General features: G+C 61.5%; 17 protein-coding genes. 11 read left to right on the top strand and 6 right to left on the bottom strand.

What is annotated here, in order from left to right; genetic code table 11:
• Positions 1-182 precede the first annotated feature (182 nt).
• Both D1646_RS19160 and D1646_RS19155 read left to right on the top strand, forming a co-directional pair.
• The gene (locus D1646_RS19160; protein WP_160637992.1) at positions 183-833 is read left to right on the top strand and encodes a hypothetical protein; all 651 of its coding nucleotides are present in this window, start codon (positions 183-185) and stop codon (positions 831-833) included.
• An 18-nt stretch (positions 834-851) separates the two neighbouring features.
• Positions 852-2,447: a CTP synthase gene (locus tag D1646_RS19155; protein ID WP_160637991.1), complete on the top strand. Its 1,596-nt coding sequence runs from the start codon at positions 852-854 to the stop codon at positions 2,445-2,447.
• Between the two features lie 153 nt (positions 2,448-2,600).
• Here D1646_RS19155 and D1646_RS19150 read toward each other — a convergent pair whose 3' ends face one another.
• Complete coding sequence (locus D1646_RS19150; protein ID WP_160637990.1) at positions 2,601-4,520, bottom strand: NAD(+) synthase; 1,920 nt, start codon at positions 4,518-4,520, stop codon at positions 2,601-2,603.
• A 619-nt stretch (positions 4,521-5,139) separates the two neighbouring features.
• Between D1646_RS19150 and D1646_RS19145 the strand changes: the two genes are divergently transcribed.
• Both D1646_RS19145 and D1646_RS19140 read left to right on the top strand, forming a co-directional pair.
• A complete protein-coding gene (locus D1646_RS19145; protein WP_160637989.1) occupies positions 5,140-5,487 on the top strand; it encodes an Asp23/Gls24 family envelope stress response protein in 348 nt (115 codons plus the stop codon).
• 26 nt (positions 5,488-5,513) lie between these two features.
• The gene (locus tag D1646_RS19140; RefSeq protein WP_160637988.1) at positions 5,514-7,202 is read left to right on the top strand and encodes a DAK2 domain-containing protein; all 1,689 of its coding nucleotides are present in this window, start codon (positions 5,514-5,516) and stop codon (positions 7,200-7,202) included.
• 58 nt (positions 7,203-7,260) lie between these two features.
• Here D1646_RS19140 and D1646_RS19135 read toward each other — a convergent pair whose 3' ends face one another.
• Both D1646_RS19135 and D1646_RS19130 read right to left on the bottom strand, forming a co-directional pair.
• Entirely contained in the window at positions 7,261-8,625 is a 1,365-nt protein-coding gene (locus D1646_RS19135; protein WP_160637987.1) for a hemerythrin domain-containing protein, read from the bottom strand.
• 132 nt (positions 8,626-8,757) lie between these two features.
• On the bottom strand, positions 8,758-10,131 hold the full coding sequence (locus tag D1646_RS19130; protein WP_160637986.1) for a TraB/GumN family protein: 1,374 nt from the start codon (positions 10,129-10,131) through the stop codon (positions 8,758-8,760).
• A gap of 227 nt (positions 10,132-10,358) precedes the next feature.
• Here D1646_RS19130 and D1646_RS19125 point away from each other — a divergent pair, with 227 nt between their 5' ends.
• Complete coding sequence (locus D1646_RS19125) at positions 10,359-10,538, top strand: CopG family transcriptional regulator (RefSeq protein ID WP_160637985.1); 180 nt, start codon at positions 10,359-10,361, stop codon at positions 10,536-10,538.
• Here the strand turns inward: D1646_RS19125 and D1646_RS19120 are convergent.
• Entirely contained in the window at positions 10,535-11,182 is a 648-nt protein-coding gene (locus D1646_RS19120) for an HAD-IA family hydrolase (RefSeq protein ID WP_243154248.1), read from the bottom strand. The genes D1646_RS19125 and D1646_RS19120 overlap by 4 nt on opposite strands.
• A gap of 142 nt (positions 11,183-11,324) precedes the next feature.
• On the opposite strand from D1646_RS19120, the gene D1646_RS19115 reads away from it, so the two are divergent.
• On the top strand, positions 11,325-12,605 hold the full coding sequence (locus D1646_RS19115) for an L-serine ammonia-lyase, iron-sulfur-dependent, subunit alpha (RefSeq protein ID WP_160637983.1): 1,281 nt from the start codon (positions 11,325-11,327) through the stop codon (positions 12,603-12,605).
• 38 nt (positions 12,606-12,643) lie between these two features.
• Here D1646_RS19115 and D1646_RS19110 read toward each other — a convergent pair whose 3' ends face one another.
• Entirely contained in the window at positions 12,644-13,744 is a 1,101-nt protein-coding gene (locus D1646_RS19110) for an S-layer homology domain-containing protein (RefSeq protein ID WP_160637982.1), read from the bottom strand.
• A gap of 218 nt (positions 13,745-13,962) precedes the next feature.
• On the opposite strand from D1646_RS19110, the gene D1646_RS19105 reads away from it, so the two are divergent.
• From D1646_RS19105 to D1646_RS19085, 5 genes are all read left to right on the top strand, one after another.
• Positions 13,963-14,628, top strand: a complete 666-nt coding sequence (locus D1646_RS19105) for a response regulator transcription factor (RefSeq protein WP_160637981.1) — start codon at positions 13,963-13,965, stop codon at positions 14,626-14,628.
• 12 nt (positions 14,629-14,640) lie between these two features.
• Positions 14,641-14,898 (top strand): TfoX/Sxy family DNA transformation protein, encoded by a 258-nt coding sequence (locus D1646_RS19100; protein WP_160637980.1) that lies wholly within the window; start codon positions 14,641-14,643, stop codon positions 14,896-14,898.
• Positions 14,899-14,980: 82 nt separating this feature from the next.
• Complete coding sequence (locus D1646_RS19095; RefSeq protein WP_160637979.1) at positions 14,981-15,895, top strand: ABC transporter ATP-binding protein; 915 nt, start codon at positions 14,981-14,983, stop codon at positions 15,893-15,895.
• On the top strand, positions 15,888-16,700 hold the full coding sequence (locus D1646_RS19090; protein WP_160637978.1) for an ABC transporter permease subunit: 813 nt from the start codon (positions 15,888-15,890) through the stop codon (positions 16,698-16,700). Before D1646_RS19095 ends, D1646_RS19090 begins: the two co-directional genes overlap by 8 nt.
• A 10-nt stretch (positions 16,701-16,710) precedes the next feature.
• Positions 16,711-17,592 (top strand): HAMP domain-containing sensor histidine kinase, encoded by an 882-nt coding sequence (locus D1646_RS19085; protein WP_160637977.1) that lies wholly within the window; start codon positions 16,711-16,713, stop codon positions 17,590-17,592.
• Between the two features lie 2 nt (positions 17,593-17,594).
• Here D1646_RS19085 and D1646_RS19080 read toward each other — a convergent pair whose 3' ends face one another.
• The gene (locus tag D1646_RS19080) at positions 17,595-18,905 is read right to left on the bottom strand and encodes an MATE family efflux transporter (RefSeq protein ID WP_160637976.1); all 1,311 of its coding nucleotides are present in this window, start codon (positions 18,903-18,905) and stop codon (positions 17,595-17,597) included.
• Positions 18,906-19,146: the final 241 nt, after the last annotated feature.

The following is a 19,146-nucleotide window of genomic DNA, read 5'->3' as shown; positions in this document are numbered from 1 at the left end:
TGAGCCCTGCGAAGCAGGGCCACAAAGCGGCAGGCTAGGGTCATCCCACCCTACCAAAGATACTTTACGAATTGAAGCTTTTCCAAAACAGCTCTTGACAAATGGAAAATCCTATGGCATTCTATCACGATATAGTTCAGGAAGGCTATATGGGAGGCATGGGCGAAAAGGAGATATTTTAGATGTATCACTATGTTCAGGACAAGGATTTTTTGAAGCGTATGCGGGGGGAATGCTCCGGTATTGTGAACCAGCTGGTCCAGCGCATCAACAGGGATTCTGTGATGAAGGTGACCGCCTGCCTGGTGGGAAGCGGCGCCAGAAACCTGGTGACGCAAAACGCTAATGAGCCGGTGGATTTGGACTATAACCTGATCATCGACCGGGACACGCTGGGCACCATGTCCGAGCGGGAGATCAAGGAATATGTGAGGAAGCAGTTCAACGCGGTCCTGGCCGGGAACGGCTGGGGGGACTGCAAAGATTCCACCTCGGTGCTGACCACTGCCCGGCGCAAAATCCAAACAGGAAATCCAACTCCGTTCAGCATCGACCTAGGGATGATCAGCTGCTTCAACGGCCGCTGGCACAGGCTGATTCACGCTAAGACCGGCATCGTCCAAACCGACAGGTGGTACTGGAACGAAGTTGCCCATTCCGACGGTCTGGAAAAAAAGGTGGCCGCCATCAAAGCAAAGCATCAGTGGCTCCAGCTCCGGACCGTCTATCTGGACAAGAAGAACACATATCTGCGCCGGAACGATACAGACCACCCGTCCTTTATTGTATACATCGAAGCTGTCAATCAAATCTACAACACACTAATCCGTTAATTGAGAGAAGAGAGCGCAATGACAAAATACATTTTCGTCACCGGCGGCGTGGTGTCCGGCCTGGGCAAGGGGATCACGGCGGCCAGTCTGGGGCGCCTGCTGAAGCAGCGGGGGCTGAGGGTGAAGGTGCAGAAGCTGGACCCCTACCTGAACGTGGACCCGGGCACCATGAGCCCCTATCAGCACGGGGAGGTCTTTGTCACCGACGACGGGGCGGAGACCGACCTGGACCTGGGCCACTACGAGCGGTTCATAGACGAAAACCTTACAGTAAATTCCTCGGTCTCTGCGGGCCAGGTGTACTGGAACGTGCTCAACCGGGAGCGCCGGGGGGACTACCTGGGGGGCACCGTTCAGATCATCCCCCACATCACCGACGAGATCAAGCGGAATATCTACACCCTGGATACCCCCGACACCGACGCGGCCATTGTGGAGATCGGCGGCACGGTGGGCGATATCGAGTCCCAACCCTTCCTGGAGGCTATCCGCCAGGTGGCGGCGGAGCGGGGGCGGGAGAATGTGATGTTCATCCACGTCTCTCTCATTGTCTCCATCCCCGGCACCGGGGAGCTGAAGTCCAAGCCGACTCAGCACTCCGCCAAGGAGCTGCTCAGCCTGGGCATCCAGCCCGACGTGATTATGTGCCGCAGCGACCTGCCTGTCCCCAAGGAAATTCTGGACAAGATCGCCCTGTTTTGCAGCATTCCCAGGGAGAACGCCATCCCCAATCTGACGGCGGACTTGCTCTACGAGGTCCCTCTGATGCTGGAGCGGGAGGGCCTGGCCGACGCGGTGGTCCGCCGGCTGGGGCTGACCTGTCCCGCACCCGACCTGACCGAGTGGGCCGCCATGGTCCACCGGGCCAAGCACCCCACCGGTACGGTGGAGATTGCCCTGGTGGGCAAGTATGTGGCCCTCCACGATGCCTATCTGTCGGTGGCCGAGGCCCTAACCCACGGCGGTATTGAGAATCAGGTGAAGGTGAACATCCGCTGGGTTGACAGCGAGACGGTCACCGACGAAAACGCCGCCCATGTCCTGGCCGGAGCGGCGGGGATCTTGGTCCCCGGGGGCTTCGGCGACCGGGGAATCGAGGGAAAAATCTCCGCCATCCGGTACGCCCGGGAGGAGGGGGTCCCCTTCCTGGGGATCTGCCTGGGAATGCAGATGGCGGTGGTGGAGCTGGTCCGCCACGTGTGCGGTCTGGCGGACGCCCACTCCAGCGAGTTCTCCCCAGCAACACTCCATCCGGTTATCAACCTGATGCCCGACCAGCGGGGAGTCACCGAAAAGGGGGGCACCATGCGGCTGGGGGCCTATCCCTGCCGGCTGGAGGAGGGCTCCCTGCTCCGCCGCGCCTACGGTGTGGAGGAGATCAGCGAGCGCCACCGCCACCGCTACGAGTTCAACAACGACTTCCGCCAGGTCCTCACCGCCGCCGGACTGGTGCTGTCCGGTCTGTCCCCCGACGGACAGCTGGTGGAGGCGGTGGAGCTGCCCGGCCATCCCTGGTTCGTGGGGGTCCAGTTTCACCCGGAGCTGAAAAGCCGCCCCAACAAGGCCCATCCCCTGTTCCGGGACTTTGTCAAGGCGGCAGTCCAACACCGCTGAGACTCCAATTTCATCCATTTTTAAACAAAGTAAACCCCGCAGGAAGCGGGGTTTACTTCTTGTTTCATTGTCAACTTTCTTCTGGGATTGGCTTCCAATGGCTCTTTGGCTGTAAACTTGCTTTTTCGGGGGGTTACATTCGCCGGAGGCCCTTTACAGCTCCTCCAGCTCCCCCATCCACAGGGCGTTCACCGCGTCGGAGGGCATTCGCCAGTCCCCCCGGGAGGAGAGGGCCAGAGAGCCAACCTTAGGGCCGTCGGGCAGGCAGGAGCGCTTGAACTGCTGAGCGAAGAAGCGGCGGTAGAAGTTTTTCAGCCACTGGAGGATGGTCTCCCGGCTGTAGTCCTCCCCCAGGGCGGCTAGGGCCAGGCGGAACACCTTTCGGGGCCCGAAGCCCCAGCGGACGGCGTAGTACAGGAAGAAGTCGTGGAGCTCGTAGGGCCCCACCAGGTCCTCGGTGCGCTGGGCGATTTCCCCCTCCTTGGGAGGGAGGAGCTCCGGGGAGACGGGGGTGTCCAGAATGTCCCGGAGGACGGCGGCCAGCTGGGGGTCGGTCTCCTGGGCCTGGTCGGCGGCGTAGGCGGTAAGGTGGCGGACCAGGGTCTTGGGGATGGAGCCGTTGACGGCGTACATAGACATATGGTCCCCGTTGTAGGTGGCCCAGCCCAGGGCCAGCTCGGACAGGTCGCCGGTGCCGATGACCAAGCCACCCCGCTGGTTGGCCAGGTCCATCAGCACTTGGGTGCGCTCCCGGGCCTGGCCGTTCTCAAAGGTCACCGACAGGTCCTCCATGGACTGGCCGATGTCCCGGAAGTGGACCTTCACCGCCTCACCGATATCCACCGTGCGGAAGTCGGCCCCCATGCGCTCGGCCAACACCTGGGCGTTGGACTTGGTGCGGCTGGTGGTACCGAAGCAGGGCATGGTGACGGCCAGGATGTCACTCCGGGGGCGGCCCAGCAGGTCCATGGCCCGGACGGTAATGAGCAAAGCCAGGGTTGAGTCCAGCCCCCCGGACAGCCCCACCACCGCGCAGGAGGCTTGGGTGTGCTCCAGCCGCTTCTTCAGCCCCAGGGCGGCGATGGTGAAAATCTCCTCACACCGCTCCCGCCTGTCCCCGTGGTCCTCCGGGACGAAGGGATTTTTTCCGATGGGCCGGGTGAGTCGGGTCTCGCTGAACTCCAAATCAAAATACTGGGGGACCCAATCAGTCTGTGTCCAAGACGGGAAGGTATTCATTTTCCGGCGCTCATGGGCCAGCCTGCCTACATCAATCTCCGAAATAGTCAGACCGGTACCGAACCGTCCCTCTGCCAGAATGGTCCCATTTTCTGCGATCATGTTGTGTCCGGCAAACACCAGGTCGGTGGTGGACTCCCCCTCGCCAGCGTCGGCGTAGACGTAGCCGCACACCAGCCGTCCGGATTGCCCCGCCACCAGAGAACGGCGATAGGCCGCCTTGCCCGCCAGTTCGTTGGAGGCGGACAAGTTCAAGATTAAAGTAGCTCCCATCTGGGCCAACTTTACAGAGGGCGGTTCGGTGCTCCAAAGGTCCTCACACAGCTCCACACCGATTGTCAGCTCCGCCATGCTCTCGCATTTGAAGAACTGGCGGGTACTGACAGTAGCACTGTGACCGGCGAGATAGGCGACCCAGCCTCGCTCCGCCCCCTCGGCGGGCTCAAACCACCGTTTTTCGTAAAATTCACCATAATTTGGGATGTGGGTTTTGGGGATGAGCCCCAATATCTCATCTTTGAAGATGACCGCCCCACAGTTGTAGAGCTTGCTCCCGAAACGCACCGGCAGGCCCAGGGCGGTGAGTATGTCCAGCTCTGCCGTCTCCTCCAGGATGCGCCCCAGGGCCTTTTCCGCCCCCCGGAGAAGGGCCTCCTGCAAAAACAGGTCGCCGCAGGTGTAGCCGGTGACGCAAAGCTCTGGCAGGCATAACACCTTTACACCCTGTTCCGCTGCCTCCTTCATCAGGGCGATGATCTGCCCTGCGTTGTATTCACAGTCTGCCACGTGAATTTTCGGCGTCCCCGCCGCCACCTTGATAAAACCGTCCTGCATTATTGGGCCCCCTTCGGCTGTAAAGTTCTGCCTCTATCATATCCTAATTCCCCCGTAAATGCAAGGGAAATTGGCATTTCGCCCCGGTAGGGGTCAAAACAGGGGAGATGTGGAACGGCGCGAGACAGAGAGGGGAGGGCTGCCCAGTGCGCACACTGGGGCGGGGGATTGTCCCTGGGAGCACCACCTTCTATTTGAGCTTTTAAGTAGAAGCAGTGCCAGCCAGTCAATCCCCACCCGCTTCGCGGGAGCCCCTTTTCAAAAGGGCCAGGCCGCCTGTGGGTGGGACGAGGGATGAGCCCTGCGAAGCAGGGCCACACAAGCGGCGAAGCCGCTTGCCCCCTTTGGCAAAGGGGGCCCCTGAGCGTAGCGAGGGTGGGGGATTGTCTCTGGGAGCACTATCTTCTACCTCAGATTTTAAGTCGAAGTAATGCCTGCCAGTCAATCCCGGCCCGGCTTCGCCGGGCCGCAAGGGCGGCAGGCCAAGGCCGTTGCGCCCTGCGAAAGATACTTTACGAATTAAAGGAAAGTTAGGCTTGTATTTTCCAAAAAAATAGAATACAATATAAATTGTATAATTGTGAGTGACCCTATCCTGACTGAAAGGAAGGTATTCCCTATGAAACTGGAAACTTCGCTGGGCGAGATCCGCATCAGCAGCGATGTATTCACCACCGTCACCGGCAGCGCCGCCACCAACTGCTACGGTGTGAAGGGCATGGCGGTGCGCTCCACCACCGACGGACTGGTCCACCTGCTCAAGCGGGAGTCCATGTCCAAGGGGGTCAAGGTGTACTACAACGCCGACGGCACCGTATCCATCGAGCTGCACATCATTGTGGAAAACGGCGTCAACCTGATGGCCGTGTGCCGCTCCATCATGGGCGAGGTGCGCTATGTGGTCAGCAAAACCACCGGCGTTGAAGTGGCCTCGGTGGATGTGTGCGTGGACTCTATGCGCTTCTGATTATTCGTAGAAAGGAATTTGCCGATATGGTACAGACTATTGACGCGGCGGTCTTTCAGCGGATGATAATTCACGCCCACGCCGCCATCAGCGCCCAGAAGCAGCCCATCAACGATTTGAACGTATTCCCCGTTCCCGACGGCGACACCGGCACCAATATGTCCCTCACCATTGGGGCCGCCGCCGCGGAAATGCGCAAAAAGCAGTACGACGGGGTGGGGCAGGCCGCCGCCGGAACCGCCTCCGCTCTGCTGCGGGGGGCCCGAGGCAACTCGGGGGTGATTTTGTCCCTGCTGTTCCGGGGCTTCTCCAAGGCCATTAAGGACAAGGAGACCATGGACGGCCGGGACCTGGCCATTGCCCTGGACTTCGGCGTGGCCGCCGCCTACAAGGCCGTTATGAAACCCGCCGAGGGCACCATCCTCACCGTCTCCCGCCTGGCCGCCGCCCGGGCTGCCGGGGCCGCCAGGGAGGAGAGCAGCTTTGAGGGGGTATTGGAGGCCGCCATTCAGGAGGGGCAGGAGGCGCTGGCCCACACCATCGACCAGAACCCGGTGCTGAAAAAGGCGGGGGTGGTGGACGCCGGCGGCAAGGGCTTCCTGGTCATCCTCCAGGGGATGCTGGACGAGGTCCGGGGCCTGCCCATGCCTGTTGTCTCCGGCGACGGCGCCGCCCCTGCGGACAAGGCGGACTTCGAGGCCGTCAGCGTGGAGGACATCACATTCGCTTTCGACACCGTATTTATTGTGCGCAAATTTAAGGAGGACACAGACCTGGAGCCCTTCCGTGCCTATCTTAACTCCATTGGGGACAGCCTGGTCATCGGCGAGGACGACGCGGCCTTCAAGGTCCACGTCCATACCAATACCCCGGGCAGCGCCCTGAACGAGGCCCAGAAGTACGGCGTGCTGGAGCTGGCCAAAATCGAGAATATGCGCACTCAGGCGGAGGACCTGGCCGCCGACCGGCACGTGCAGAGCACCGACGACCTGGAGGCCGTGGAGGAGGAGCTGGAGAAGGGGACCTCTGCCCAGCCTGTCCACGCCGCCCCCGAGAAGAAGTTCGGCTATGTGGCGGTGTGCGCCGGGTCCGGGCTGGAGGACGTATTCCGGGACCTGGGTGTGGACGGACTGGTGGGGGGCGGACAGACCATGAATCCCTCCACTCAGGATATTCTCCGGGCCATCGACGCGACTCCGGCGGAAATCGTCTATGTCCTGCCCAACAACAAGAACATCATTATGGCCGCTGAGCAGACCATTCCCCTGTGCGAGGACAAGAAGGTGGTCGTCCTGCCCACCAAGACGGTCCCCCAGGGTATCTCCGCCCTGCTGTGCGCCGACCCCGACGCGGAGGAGGCGGACAACACCGCCGCCATGACAGAGGGCTTCTCCCACGTGCGCACCAGCGAGATCACCTACGCCGCCCGGGACTCCGACTTTGACGGCTTCGCCATCCACCAGGGGGACTACCTGGCTCTGGAGGAGCACCAGCTCTTTGGCACCGACCAGGACCTGAATGCTCTGTTGGACCACCTGGCCCGGTCCAACAGCCACCAGGAGGCGGAGTTCATCTCCATCTTCTATGGCGAGGACGTTACCGAGGAGCAGGCCCAGGAGGCGGAACGAATTTTCTCTGCCGCCTGCCCCAACGCCGAAGTGACCCTCCTCTCGGGCGGTCAGCCGGTGTACTACTATATGATCTCCGCAGAGTAATAAAATTCCCGGCCCGCTCCCCGATTTTGGGAGCGGGCCGGTTTTTATGTGGTATGTTCTACTTCTTGCAGGTCTTGAAGAAAGCGTCGATTTCCTTCTTGATGCTGTCCGGCTTGGAGTCCTTCAGCAGATAGCCCGCCGGCTTCAGGGGCATGACCTCGATCATGGTGGCGGTGTCTCTGCGGCCTGTGAGGAAGATCACGGGAATATCCTCAAAGGCCTTTTCGGAGCGGAGCATCTCCAGGGTCTGCTTGCCGTCCACGATGGGCATCTCGTAGTCCAGCAGCACCAGGTCAGGCGGATTCAGGGTTATGGACCGGATGGCCGCCACACCGGACTCAGCCACCGCCACCTCATAGTCCTCCCCCAGCAGGCGGCGGATCCCCTCCCGAATGGTCATGGAGTCGTCTACCACCAGCACCTTGGGCTTGTGGGCGGCCTCCTCCTGCGTCTCCCGCTTGGCCAGGTATTTTTCCACCTCGTCCATGGCGTTGCCGTGTTCAATGGGGGTCCCAGCCCCCTTCTCCAGCAGATGGGGGGCAATGAGGATGAAAGCGAAATAGCCCGCGCCGCCGGTGTTGAACAGCAGGCTGACCTGGGGCTTCTCCCGCTGGAACACCTTTTTAAACTGCTCGTAGGACAGCAGATTTTCCTCCTTCAGCTGGTTCAGGGTATGGCTTGGGAAGTGTTCCAGGAAGCGGCTTACGTACTGCCGGGCGGTATACCGGGCGGCGTTGACCAGCATGGTATCCAGCTTGTTGGTCTTCAAGCCCAGCACCTTGCCTACCGTATTGACCAGCAGCTTTTCCTCAAAGACCAGGATGATCTCCTGCTTCTTCTCGTCCTCCCCGCCTCCATAGACCAGGCGGTAGTACACCCCGTGTCCGAACTTCTCCCCGCCATAGGTGTCACTGATGACCTGGGACTCCAGATGGAACATATCAAACACAAGCTGCACCAGCACCTTCTTCATTGCCGTCAGCTCCTCGCTGGGCAACAGGTCGGCCCAAGTGCTCATATGCTCCTCTTTAACAATGCTCTGGTCCTCGGTGAGGGTATGTCCCACAAGCCACCCGGCGCACACGCCCAGGAAATGGTCCATCGCCTCTTGGGAGTAGTTGGTCCGCTCCAGCTCCTGTTCCAGGGCCGGGAGGATGTTTTCCCGAAAGTCACGGTGAATGCGCCGGTGGGCCTCCAGCCCCTCGTAGTTGATGGATGCCATATAGGCCTCCTCATCAACAAAGTGCTTCATCGCGTGGCCCTTGAAGTACTTGATGCCCTCCTGACAGGTCCACTGGCTGTCCTTCTCCTCCTCGCGGAAGTCAAACAGCTTGTTGACGATCCGAAAAATCCTTCGGTGCTCCTGGTCGATCACATCCACACCGATCTCATACTCTTCCCGCCATTCAAACCGGCTGTCCATCAAAGTCATCCCTTTCCATGCTTTTTATTTACACATGATCGTGCTGTTGTTGTCCCATTATACAACATACCGGCCAGGGAGTGCAATCCATATTTTCAAAAACTAAACATTTTTTGTCCCATACAGTCCCGGTCAGGGGAGAGGGACCGCCTCCACGGTGTAGCCCATATCCCGCAGGCGCTGCACCACGCCGGTCTTGCCGATCATATGCCCTGCGCCCACCGTCATCAGGCCGGTGTGGGAGCCCTCCTGCTGGAGGAAGCGGTCTGCCCAGGCCGCCATATTGGGGTCGCGGCCCTCAAAGAGCTTGGAGTTGAGCTCGTCGGTGGTGTTGGCCTGGAGGTCGTCCTTGGGATAGTCGTTGGCAAAGCCCTCAATGTCCCGGGTCTTCCACTGGTCCATCCAGCGGCCAATGGCGGCGTCCTGCTCCTTCAGGGCGGCCTCCAGCTCGGCTTTTTCCTCCTCGCTCAAATCCCCGGCGGCGTCCATCCCCTGGAAGGAGGCCAGGGTCACGGCCAGGTAGTTCTCCTGATACTCCTCGGACAGCCCCTCAAAGATACTGCCCTGGAAGGCGTAGGTCTCGATGCCCTCTACGGGAATGCCCACGTTGGAGGCCTTGGCGTTGACATACAGGTCGATGGCCATGGCGTTTTCGCTGGTGGTCTCGTCCTGAACGGACAGGGCGGTAAAGGAGTTGGCCAGCGCCCAGGGCTTGAACATAGCGGTCTGTTCCTCGGGCATTCCCAGGAGGGCCATAGCGTCTACCACCTCCTGGTACAGCTCGGCGCTGATGTGGTCCTTCAGGGTTGTGCCGTCAGAGTACATCTGCATGGCAGAAAACTCCTCAATGCCCTCCTGGCTGTTGAAGTCCAGCTCAAAGGCGGCCAGCTCTGCGGAGGTGATGATGTCCCGCAGCTGCTTGTGGAAGGGGTAGAGATTGCCCCGGTCGGTGTGGATGGAGCCCAGGAGATACAGGGTGTTGCCGCTGCCCTCCGCCTTCCACAGCAGGCCCAGAGAGCCGGCGTTCTGGCCGTCATACAGCTCCAGCACCAGGCGGTTAGCGAAAATGGCGGCCTCCAGCAGGGTACAGGGCCGGTCCAGCATCAGACTGCTGCCGTTGCCGCACACCGCCCCTAGAGAGGTCATATAGGAAACGGGATCGGTGTTGATGTTGGGGAAGTCATAGGCGGCCGCCTCCTGATACAGTGCGTTAAGTACGCCCCCTCTGGTGGTGTCGATGACCAGCGCCTCCCCCTTCTCCGGGTTGGCGGGCATGTTTAACAGCGCCAGTTTGCCGGCCACCTGCTCCGTCAGAGCGTCCAGCTGGTCCTGGGTGATTACGCTGCTGTGTTCGGTGTAGATTTCATTGCCAAACAGGCCCATGGAGTAGCCATCGGCAATCTGCGCATAGGCCCAGGCGGGCAAGGGGGCCTCCTCCGCCGCCATCACAGGAACCGCGCTCCCCAGCAGGCCCAGGGCCAGCAGCAGGGCAAAAAACTTCTTCATTACAATCAATCCTTTCTATAGCCGCAGCTATTGATTCCAGTCTATTGTAGCACTGGACGGGCGTATGTCAATTGAAATTTTCGGGCAGGCCCGCCCCTCCAACATAGCACGTTCCACTCCAAAAGTCAATTGAATTTTGCGTTGAATTTTCAATGCGGCTTGTGGCATGGATTAAATGCGCAAATTCACACTATAATGTACTCATCACAAAGAAGGGGTGAGGCACGATGGAAAAATTTATTGTCACTCCCAAGGAGGACAAAACCGTCACCATGACCATCCGCATCGACCGGGTCCTTCAGGAGCGGTACAATCAGCTCTCCGCTCAAACCAACCGCTCTCGAAACGAGCTCATCGGCATGGCCCTGCAATACGCCCTGGACCACATGGAGCTGAAGGAGCCCTAGACCCCCAGCCACCGGGCCAGGTCCCACAGGTCGGGGGCGATGTGCTCCGGGTGGAAGGGGTCGAAGGCCTCCGCCGGGGTTGTGCCCTTGAGGACGGCGGCGAAGTGACAGCCGGCGTTTCGGGCCGCCCCCGCGTCCAGGACGGTGTCGCCGCAGAAGAGGGTCTCTTCCGCCCTTACGCCCAGCCGCTCCATGGCCGCCAGCAGCCCCTCGGGGTCGGGCTTGTGCCGCTTCACGTCGGCGCTGCCAATGACCAGGTCCACCCCGTCCGCCGCGCCCAGCCGCTCCAGGATGATCTGGATGGTGTCCCCACGCTTGGTGCTGACAATGGCCGTTTTGACTCCCTGGGCCTTCAGCCCCCGAAGCAGCTCCAGGGCGCCAGGAAAAAATTCGGTCTCCCGCCGCTGGCGCTCCAGGGCCACCTCAGTGAACAGCGCCCGGAACCGGGCCCGGCGCTCCGGGTCGGCGTCCCCGGTGAGCAGGGTGTAGGCGTCCTCCAGTAGATAGCCTACCGTGCCCCGTACCGCTTCCCGCGCAGGGGCGGGCCAGCCCAGGCAGGTCAGTCCGTAGTGAAAGCCCGCCACAATGGAGTCTGTGCAGTCCGCCAGAGTGTAGTCAAAATCGAAGCATACCGCTTGAAACATAAGTGTTCCCCCTTTTTCAAAACCGGACCGTGTCCGCACTCCCATATTACCACAGGAAAATCAATGCCGCAACTGTTTGACCGGAGGTCCCAAATCCTGTATAATAGAAGAAAGAGACCCGAGGGACATAAGGAGGAATTTTATGGAAAAGAATCATCCCAAGTACAGCGCCTACCTCCAGATTCTGGAGGAGGAGCTGGTACCCGCCATGGGCTGTACCGAGCCCATTGCCATCGCCTACGGGGCGGCCAAGGCCCGGGAGCTGCTGGGCGAACTGCCCGACGAAATTCTAGTGGAGGCCAGCGGCAACATCATCAAGAACGTGAAGAGCGTGGTGGTGCCTAACACCGGCGGTCTCCACGGCATCGAGGCTGCTGCTGCGGCGGGCGTGGTGGCTGGCCGGGCGGAGCTGCTGCTGGAGGTCATCTCCCAGGTGACGCCGGAGCAGCAGGAGGACATGCGGGCTTATCTGGAGGAGCACCCCGTCCGGGTTGACTTCCTGGACGGCGAGCTGGTCTTCGACATTCAGATCACACTGCGCCGGGAGGGCCACTCCGCAATGGTGCGCATTGCCAACTACCACACCAACATTGTCCATATGGAGCGGGACGGGGAGGTCCTCCTGGAGCTGTCCGTGGAGGCGGACGACGAGAGCGGCCTCACCGACCGGAGTCTGCTCACCATGGCGGACATCTATGACTTCGCCCTGACGGTGGACCTGGACGACGTGAGAGAGGTGCTGGACCGGCAGATCCAGTGCAATACCGCCATCGCCCGGGAGGGGCTGGCCAACAGCTACGGCGCCAACATCGGTCAGGTCATCCGGGCCACCTCCCCGGCGGACGACCCCATTGCCAAGGCCAAGGCCGCCGCAGCCGCCGGCTCCGACGCCCGGATGGGCGGGTGTGAAATGCCGGTCATCATCAACTCGGGCAGCGGCAACCAGGGCATTACTGCTTCGGTGCCGGTGATCGTCTACGGACGGGAGATTGGGGCCAGCCAGGAAAAAATTTACCGGGCGCTGGTGCTGTCCAACCTGATTACCATCCACCAGAAGACCCGCATTGGCCGCCTGTCCGCCTACTGCGGCGCGGTGAGCGCGGGGGCGGCAGCAGGGGCGGGCATCGCCTTGCTGGACGGCGGCGGTTATGAGGAGATCACCCACACGGTGGTCAACGCCCTGGCCATCATCTCTGGTATGATTTGCGACGGGGCCAAGGCCTCCTGCGCCGGGAAAATCGCCGCCGCCATCGACGCGGGCATCCTGGGCTACCGGATGTACCAGAACGGCCAGCAGTTCTATGGCGGGGACGGCATCATCTCCCGGGGCATTGAGCACACCCTGGACAACGTGGGGCGGCTGGGCAAAATCGGGATGCGCTCCACCGACAAGGAAATTTTGCAGATTATGCTCCAGACTTAAAGCAAAAGGGACCGCCTTCTCAGGCGGTCCCTTTGGGTTTACTTCAAATCCTCAAACATTTTCAGAGAGATAAGCAGGGCCTGTTCAATGCTGGCCTGGCCCTGGGGGGAGAACCTGTTTTCACCAACTCCGCTGACAATGCCCTTGTCAGACATGAAAGCCACGGCGCTGGCGGCCCAGGAGGAGACGGAAGCGTCGTCGGCGAAGGCGGTGGAGATCACAGCGGGGATGCTCCCGCCCAGCTTGGTGTACACGCTGGAGAGCATCACAGCGGCCTGCTCCCGGGTCACCAGGGCATCGGGGGAGAACCTGCCGCCCCCCACGCCGCTGACAAAGCCCAGGTCGGCGGCCTGGAGAATCACGGGGTCGGAGGTGTCGGTGAAGGAGCTGCTGGAGGCGGCGGGGACCTTCTGGCCGCTCATGGCTTCGTACAGCTTGACAGCGGTAGCGGCAAATTGGGCCCGGGTGATGTTGACCCGGTAGTCGCTGCCCAGACTTTCGGCGGCCAGGCCGGTCTCCACCGCCAGCGCCACACGCTCTTTGGCCCACTCGCTCACCTCATAGGAGGTGGGCTGGACGGGCTCGGTGGGTTCAGTGGGCTCAGTGGGCTGGGTGGGTTCAGTGGGTTGCTCGGGGGTCTCCGGCTGCTCTGGAATAGAATCCTCCCCCTTTTCCGGGTAGCGGGTGAGCAGATAATTGGACTGCATGACCTCATTTTGGGACACGGACCGTCCCCAGTGAATGGAGCTGTTATAGTTCCCCTCGGCAATTACCACGTGGTCGGGATGGACCTCCAGCACAATCACAGAATGGGTATCGTTGTTCATCCTCAGAATGTCGCCAACCCGTACATCGGAGTAGGAAAACGTCTCCAGCATTCTGGCGGGAAGCTCTCCAAAGGCCGCGTCGCTGAGCATAAACGCAAATCCGACACAGCCGCCGCCCCCGGAGTAGATGCCGCCCTTCCAGTTATAGCTGTTGTCGTTGGTCCAGGACATCCCCTCCGGATACTGGGCCTTCAGGGCGATCATGGCGTTGTAGATTGCGTCGGTGGACATAGGATCGTCCGCCCCAAAGGCAGGTACGGTCAGCCCCAGGCACATCACCAGGGCCAAAAGCAGGGACAGCGCTTTTTTCATGTCGCATTTCTCCTTACAGCGGCGGGGGGGAGCCGTGTTTCCCCATGTCCCGCCCCTTATTTTTTAGTTTCCCTACTATAGCACAATTTCCAGCAAAATACAAGGGGATTTTTAGCGCAGTCCGGCCCCCGAGACCGGGTTTTCCTATGGACAACGCCCTTGTCTCCGGCGGCGCTCTGGGTTATAATAGGGAAAAACAGTCCGGCGGGAGGAACACCATGAAGACCATCGCAGTCATCGACGACGACATCCACATCGGAAACGTGCTGGAGGAGCTGCTCCAGCGGGAGGGCTACGCCGTACTGCGGGCCTACTCGGGCACCGAGGCGTTGCTGCTGCTGGAGCGCCGGCGGCCCGACCTGGTGCTGCTGGACCTGATGATGCCCGGCCTGCCCGGGGAGGAGGTGCTGGCCAAAATCCACGGCATTCCGGTCATCGTGGTCAGCGCCAAGGCGGGGATCGAGGACAAGGTGGCTCTTCTGTGCCAGGGGGCGGCGGACTACGTCACAAAGCCCTTTGACAGCCGGGAGCTGCTGGCCCGGGTTGCCGCCCGCCTGCGGGAGAGCGCCGCCTCCGGCCTGCCCCCGGCGCTGGAGGCGGGCCCCCTGCGTATGGACCAGACCGCCCGGGCCGTCACCGCCAACGGCCTGCCCGTCCATCTGACCAAGACGGAGTACGCCATTTTAAAGCTGTTCCTGCAAAATCCCGGCCAGGCGATGGCAAAGTCGGTGATTCTGGACCGGATCAGCGCCGACACCCCCGACTGCACCGAGAGCTCCCTGAAAATCCACGTGAGCAACCTGCGCCGGAAGCTGCGGGACGCCCTGGGGGAGGACTGCATCGAGTCGGTGTGGGGCATCGGCTTCAAGCTGAATTTATCATAGAGGAGGAGTCCCATGTCAGAGCTGACTGTTATGCGGAACATTGGCCGGGAGATGGCCCGGAAGCTCACCGCCGTGGGCATCGACAGCCCGGAAAAGCTGCGGGAGGCGGGCTCCCTCCAGGCCTGGTTCCAGCTGAAAACGGTGTTCCCCGGCGTCTGCCTGGTCCACCTCTACGCTCTGGAGGGGGCCATTGAGGATGTGGAGTTCAACTGTCTGAGCGAGGACAAAAAGAGAGAGCTGAAATCCTTCTGCGACGCCCTGAGGGGATAATCTTTCCCAAATCTTAACCCTTTTCTAAACCGCTTTCTTAACCCTCCAGAGGTAAGCTGGGCAGGAAAAGGAGGTCTGTTCTATGGACTATATTTTTACCGCTGACAGCCTGCGGAAATCCTACAAGGGATTTCACGCCCTCAGCGGCCTGACCATGCGGGTTCCCAGGGGGGCCATCTACGGACTGGTGGGGCGCAACGGGGCGGGCAAGACAACCCTGATCCGCCTGATCTGCGGCCTGCAATCCCCCACCTCGGGCAGCTGTACCCTCTTCGGCTATGACAGCAGGTCCCGGGAGGTGTGCAAAGCCCGCCGCCGCATGGGGGCCGTGGTGGAGACCCCCTCCATCTACATGGACCTGTCCGCCCGGGACAACATCCGGGAGCAGTACCGGGTGCTGGGCGTCCCCTCGGACGACGGGGCCGATGAACTGCTGGAGCTGGTGGGGCTGGCGAACACGGGCCGAAAAAAGGCCCGGAATTTCTCCCTGGGAATGCGCCAGCGGCTGGGCATCGCCATCGCCCTGGCCGGCGACCCGGACCTTCTGGTGCTGGACGAGCCGGTGAACGGCCTGGACCCCCAGGGCATCATCGAGACCCGGGAACTGATTTTAAAGCTGAACCGGGAGCGGCAGATCACCGTGCTGATCTCCAGCCACATCCTGGACGAGCTGTCCCGGCTGGCGACCCACTACGGCTTCATCGACGGCGGCCGGATGGTGAAGGAGATCAGCGCCCGCGAGCTGGAGGCCGCCTGCTGCAAGTGCCTGCGGGTTGAGGTCACCGATACCCGGATTCTGGCCCGGGTGCTGGACGGCATGGGCATCGAGTATCAGATTCTGTCCGAGGGCAGGGCGGACCTCTTCGCCCAGCCCACCATCTCCCAGCTGTCCGCCGCCCTGGACCGGGAGGGCTGTCAGCTGCTGTCCGCCCAGGAGCGGGACGAGAGCCTGGAGAGCTACTTTATCAACCTGGTGGGAGGTGGCTCCCATGACTAACCTACTTTCCGCCGCCCTGTTCCGGCTGAAAAAGAGCCGCCTGTTCTGGTGCGCGCTCCTGCTGTGCGCCGCCGCCGGGGCCTGGCAGCCGTACCAAACCCACCTGGAATTTGAGCGTAGATTTCCTCTGGACAGCGTGTTTTTTGTCTATGCTATGCTCATCGGCCTGCTGCTGGCCGTTTTCCTGCCCCTGTTTTTCGGCGTGGAGTACAGCGACGGAACCCTCCGCAACAAGCTGGCCACCGGCCATGCCCGGCTGTCCATCTATCTGTCCAGCCTGACCGTCTCCATCCTTTCCGCATTTCTCTTCTGCGGGGGCTACATCCTGTGTACCCTGGCAGTGGGGGTCCCTCTGCTGGGCCAGCCCAAGGCCCCCGGCCCGCTCCTCATCTCTGTGCTCCTCTCCCTGCTGATGGAGGCGGCCTGGTGCAGCATTTTTACCCTGTTCACCATGAATTTCAGCCGCAAGGCCGCCTCGGCGGTGAGCTGCATCCTGCTGTTCCTGGCCATCTTTGCCGCGGCAATGACGGTCTATCAGGTGTTGGAGGCCCCGGAGTTTTACCCGTCCTTTCAGCTGGTAAACGGAGAGATGGTGTCGGAGATGGTGCGCAATCCCAACTATATCACGGAGGAGCGGCGGCCCTTCTACCAGTTCCTGCTGGACCTGAACCCGGTGGGGCAGGCCGTCCAGTACACTGACGGCACCGTAACCCGTCCTCTTCAGATGGCCCTATGCTCCCTGGGCATCATCGCCGGGACCACCGTCGCCGGGGTCCTCCTGTTTAAACAAAAAGACCTGAAATGAGGTGACGCATATGCTCCCCTGGCTGCTCTGCGGCGGGCTGGCCGCTGTGATCGCGGTGCTGCTGGTCAAGCTGTGGCTGCTCCGCCGGAGTCTGGACGAGATTGCCGGCCAGCTGGGGGAGCGGCTGTCCCAGGACACCAACAATCCCATTTTCCTGTCAACCCGGGACCCCCACGCCAGGAAGCTGGCTGCGGAGCTGAACACCCAATTGAAGGAGCTGCGCCGCCAGCGGCAGAAATTCCGGCAGGGGGACATGGAGCTGAAAAACGCGGTGACCAACATCTCCCACGACCTGCGCACCCCCCTTACCGCCATTCGGGGCTACCTGGACCTGCTGGAGCGGGAGGACCTGCCGGAGGACGCCCTGCGCTATCTGGAGCAGATTGAAAACCGGATGGAGGCCATGACCAGGCTGACCGAGGAGCTGTTCCGCTACTCCCTGGCCGCCGACCTGCCCCAGCTGGTTCTGGAGGAGACCGACCTGCGCCGGGTGTTGGAGGAGAGTCTGGTGTCCTTCTACGCCAACCTGGGCCAGCGGGGCATTGTGCCCCAAATCGCCCTGCCAGAGGAGCCGGTGATCCGCCGGCTGGACCCCTCCGCCGCCAGTCGAATTTTCGGCAACATCATCAGCAATGCCTTAAAGTACAGCGATGGGGATTTCTCCCTGTCCCTGGACCAGGCGGGGACCGTCACCTTCTCCAACGCCGCCCGCGCCCTGGACCCGGTAACCACCGCCCAGCTCTTCGACCGCTTCTACACCGTGGAAACCGGTCAGGGCTCCACCGGCCTGGGGCTGTCCATCGCCAAGCTGCTCACCCAGCGGCTGGGCGGGACCATCCAGGCCACCTGGCAGGGGGGGCGGCTGACCATTACGGTGTGCTTCCCCGCCTGAGGTCATTTTGTCCGCTCTCCCGCCAGCAGCATCCCCAGGGCGCAGGCCGCCGCCAGCAGCTCTCCAAAGGACTGGCACCCCCACATGAGCTCCCGCCCCAGCAGAACGGGCAGGACCGCCAGCAGAATGGGCGGGAACACCAGACTGCGCAGAAGAGACAGCGCCAGCGCCCTGCCGGTGAGCTGACTGGACTGCCAATAGGACACCATGAGAATGTTGAACCCCGCCAGCGGAAAGCCACAGAAATACAGGGGACTCCGCCCGGCAGCAAAGGCGATCAGCTCCAGGTCCTCCGGACTGAACAACCGGTAGAACGCCCCGCTGAACAGGAGGATCAGCCCGTAGCACGCCACTCCGACCCCCAGAAAGGCCTTTGCGGAAAACCGGCGCAGGTCCCGGCTGCGCTCCCCCTCCCCGGCGGCCATCAGGTGGCTGAACACCGGCTGGAGACCCTCCGCCAGCCCCAGAAACAGGGTCAGCACAATGAGCATCAGGTAGCCTATGACCAGATAGGCGGCCAGCTCCAGCTCTCCGCCGCCCCAGCGGACGATAGCGAAGTTGTAGAGGAAGGTGACCATGCCGATGGAGAACTCCATGATAAAGGAGGGGAACCCGCACAGGAGAATGTCCCCCGCCCGCCGGAGAGACATCGGACATTGGACGAAGTACAGCGCCCCTCTCTTGCGCAGAAAATGGGGCAGGAGGATCAGCACACTGAACACAGGGCCCAGCGCGGTGGCCATTGCCGCCCCCCGAATACCCAGGTTCAGGGGGTACATAAACAGATAGTCCAGCCCCACGTTGGAGGCCGCCCCCAGGATCAGGGCCGCCATTGCCAGCCGGGGCCGGCCGTCGCTGCGGACCATGCCCCCCAGCAGAAAGCTGAACAGCTGGAAGGGGGCGAAGGTGACGATGAAGCCCAGGTAGGCCATAGCCTGGTCCAAAATCTCCGGCGTCGCCCCCAGCAGCCGGGCCAGAGGGGCCAGAGACAGATTGCCCAGCACTGCGACCCCCAGCCCCGCCGCCGTTAACATCCTGGAGGCGGTGACAAAGATCCGCCGGGCCTCCCCTTCCTCCCCGCTGCCCAGCCGGGCCGCAATGAGGACTCCCGCCCCCGCTCCCACGGCAATGGCTACCGAGATCAAAATCTCAATGAGCGGCACCGCCACCGCCGCTGCAGCCATAGCTTCCCGCCCCAGACGGTGGCCAATAAACACCCCGTCCACAATGGTGTACACCGAGTTAAACAGCAGGCCGATCATCTGGGGCACCGCAAAGCGGAAAAAGAGCTGGCTTGATCTGCCCTCAAACATAAAAATCCCTCCAAGAAAAAAAGAAAACGCCCCCGCCCGCTCCTTCTACGGCCTACAGAGCGGCAAAGACGTTAAACCAGGTTACCCGGCGGTAACTTATTTTTTTCTTACTCTACCAGAGGACAGGGGAAATGTCAAGGGAATTTCAAAACTCTTTCCGCCGTCTTATTAGGGGGGAGGTCGAGCGGAGCGAGACAGAGGGATTAGGGGTCCAGTGCCCACACTGGGGCGGGGGATTGTT

This window comes from Pseudoflavonifractor sp. 60, from assembly GCF_009911645.1.
Classification (GTDB): domain Bacteria; phylum Bacillota; class Clostridia; order Oscillospirales; family Oscillospiraceae; genus Lawsonibacter.
The sequence above is the reverse complement of the archived record's forward strand: the minus strand, read 5'-3'. Positions and strand labels throughout refer to the sequence as shown.

What these genes read in the sequence shown, in the direction of transcription:
- D1646_RS19160 (WP_160637992.1), top strand. Translation starts at nt 183, where the DNA reads ATGTATCACTATGTTCAGGACAAGGATTTTTTGAAGCGTATGCGGGGG.
- D1646_RS19155 (WP_160637991.1), top strand. Translation starts at nt 852, where the DNA reads ATGACAAAATACATTTTCGTCACCGGCGGCGTGGTGTCCGGCCTGGGC.
- D1646_RS19150 (WP_160637990.1), bottom strand. Translation starts at nt 4,520, where the DNA reads ATGCAGGACGGTTTTATCAAGGTGGCGGCGGGGACGCCGAAAATTCAC.
- D1646_RS19145 (WP_160637989.1), top strand. Translation starts at nt 5,140, where the DNA reads ATGAAACTGGAAACTTCGCTGGGCGAGATCCGCATCAGCAGCGATGTA.
- D1646_RS19140 (WP_160637988.1), top strand. Translation starts at nt 5,514, where the DNA reads ATGGTACAGACTATTGACGCGGCGGTCTTTCAGCGGATGATAATTCAC.
- D1646_RS19135 (WP_160637987.1), bottom strand. Translation starts at nt 8,625, where the DNA reads ATGGACAGCCGGTTTGAATGGCGGGAAGAGTATGAGATCGGTGTGGAT.
- D1646_RS19130 (WP_160637986.1), bottom strand. Translation starts at nt 10,131, where the DNA reads ATGAAGAAGTTTTTTGCCCTGCTGCTGGCCCTGGGCCTGCTGGGGAGC.
- D1646_RS19125 (WP_160637985.1), top strand. Translation starts at nt 10,359, where the DNA reads ATGGAAAAATTTATTGTCACTCCCAAGGAGGACAAAACCGTCACCATG.
- D1646_RS19120 (WP_243154248.1), bottom strand. Translation starts at nt 11,182, where the DNA reads ATGTTTCAAGCGGTATGCTTCGATTTTGACTACACTCTGGCGGACTGC.
- D1646_RS19115 (WP_160637983.1), top strand. Translation starts at nt 11,325, where the DNA reads ATGGAAAAGAATCATCCCAAGTACAGCGCCTACCTCCAGATTCTGGAG.
- D1646_RS19110 (WP_160637982.1), bottom strand. Translation starts at nt 13,744, where the DNA reads ATGAAAAAAGCGCTGTCCCTGCTTTTGGCCCTGGTGATGTGCCTGGGG.
- D1646_RS19105 (WP_160637981.1), top strand. Translation starts at nt 13,963, where the DNA reads ATGAAGACCATCGCAGTCATCGACGACGACATCCACATCGGAAACGTG.
- D1646_RS19100 (WP_160637980.1), top strand. Translation starts at nt 14,641, where the DNA reads ATGTCAGAGCTGACTGTTATGCGGAACATTGGCCGGGAGATGGCCCGG.
- D1646_RS19095 (WP_160637979.1), top strand. Translation starts at nt 14,981, where the DNA reads ATGGACTATATTTTTACCGCTGACAGCCTGCGGAAATCCTACAAGGGA.
- D1646_RS19090 (WP_160637978.1), top strand. Translation starts at nt 15,888, where the DNA reads ATGACTAACCTACTTTCCGCCGCCCTGTTCCGGCTGAAAAAGAGCCGC.
- D1646_RS19085 (WP_160637977.1), top strand. Translation starts at nt 16,711, where the DNA reads ATGCTCCCCTGGCTGCTCTGCGGCGGGCTGGCCGCTGTGATCGCGGTG.
- D1646_RS19080 (WP_160637976.1), bottom strand. Translation starts at nt 18,905, where the DNA reads ATGTTTGAGGGCAGATCAAGCCAGCTCTTTTTCCGCTTTGCGGTGCCC.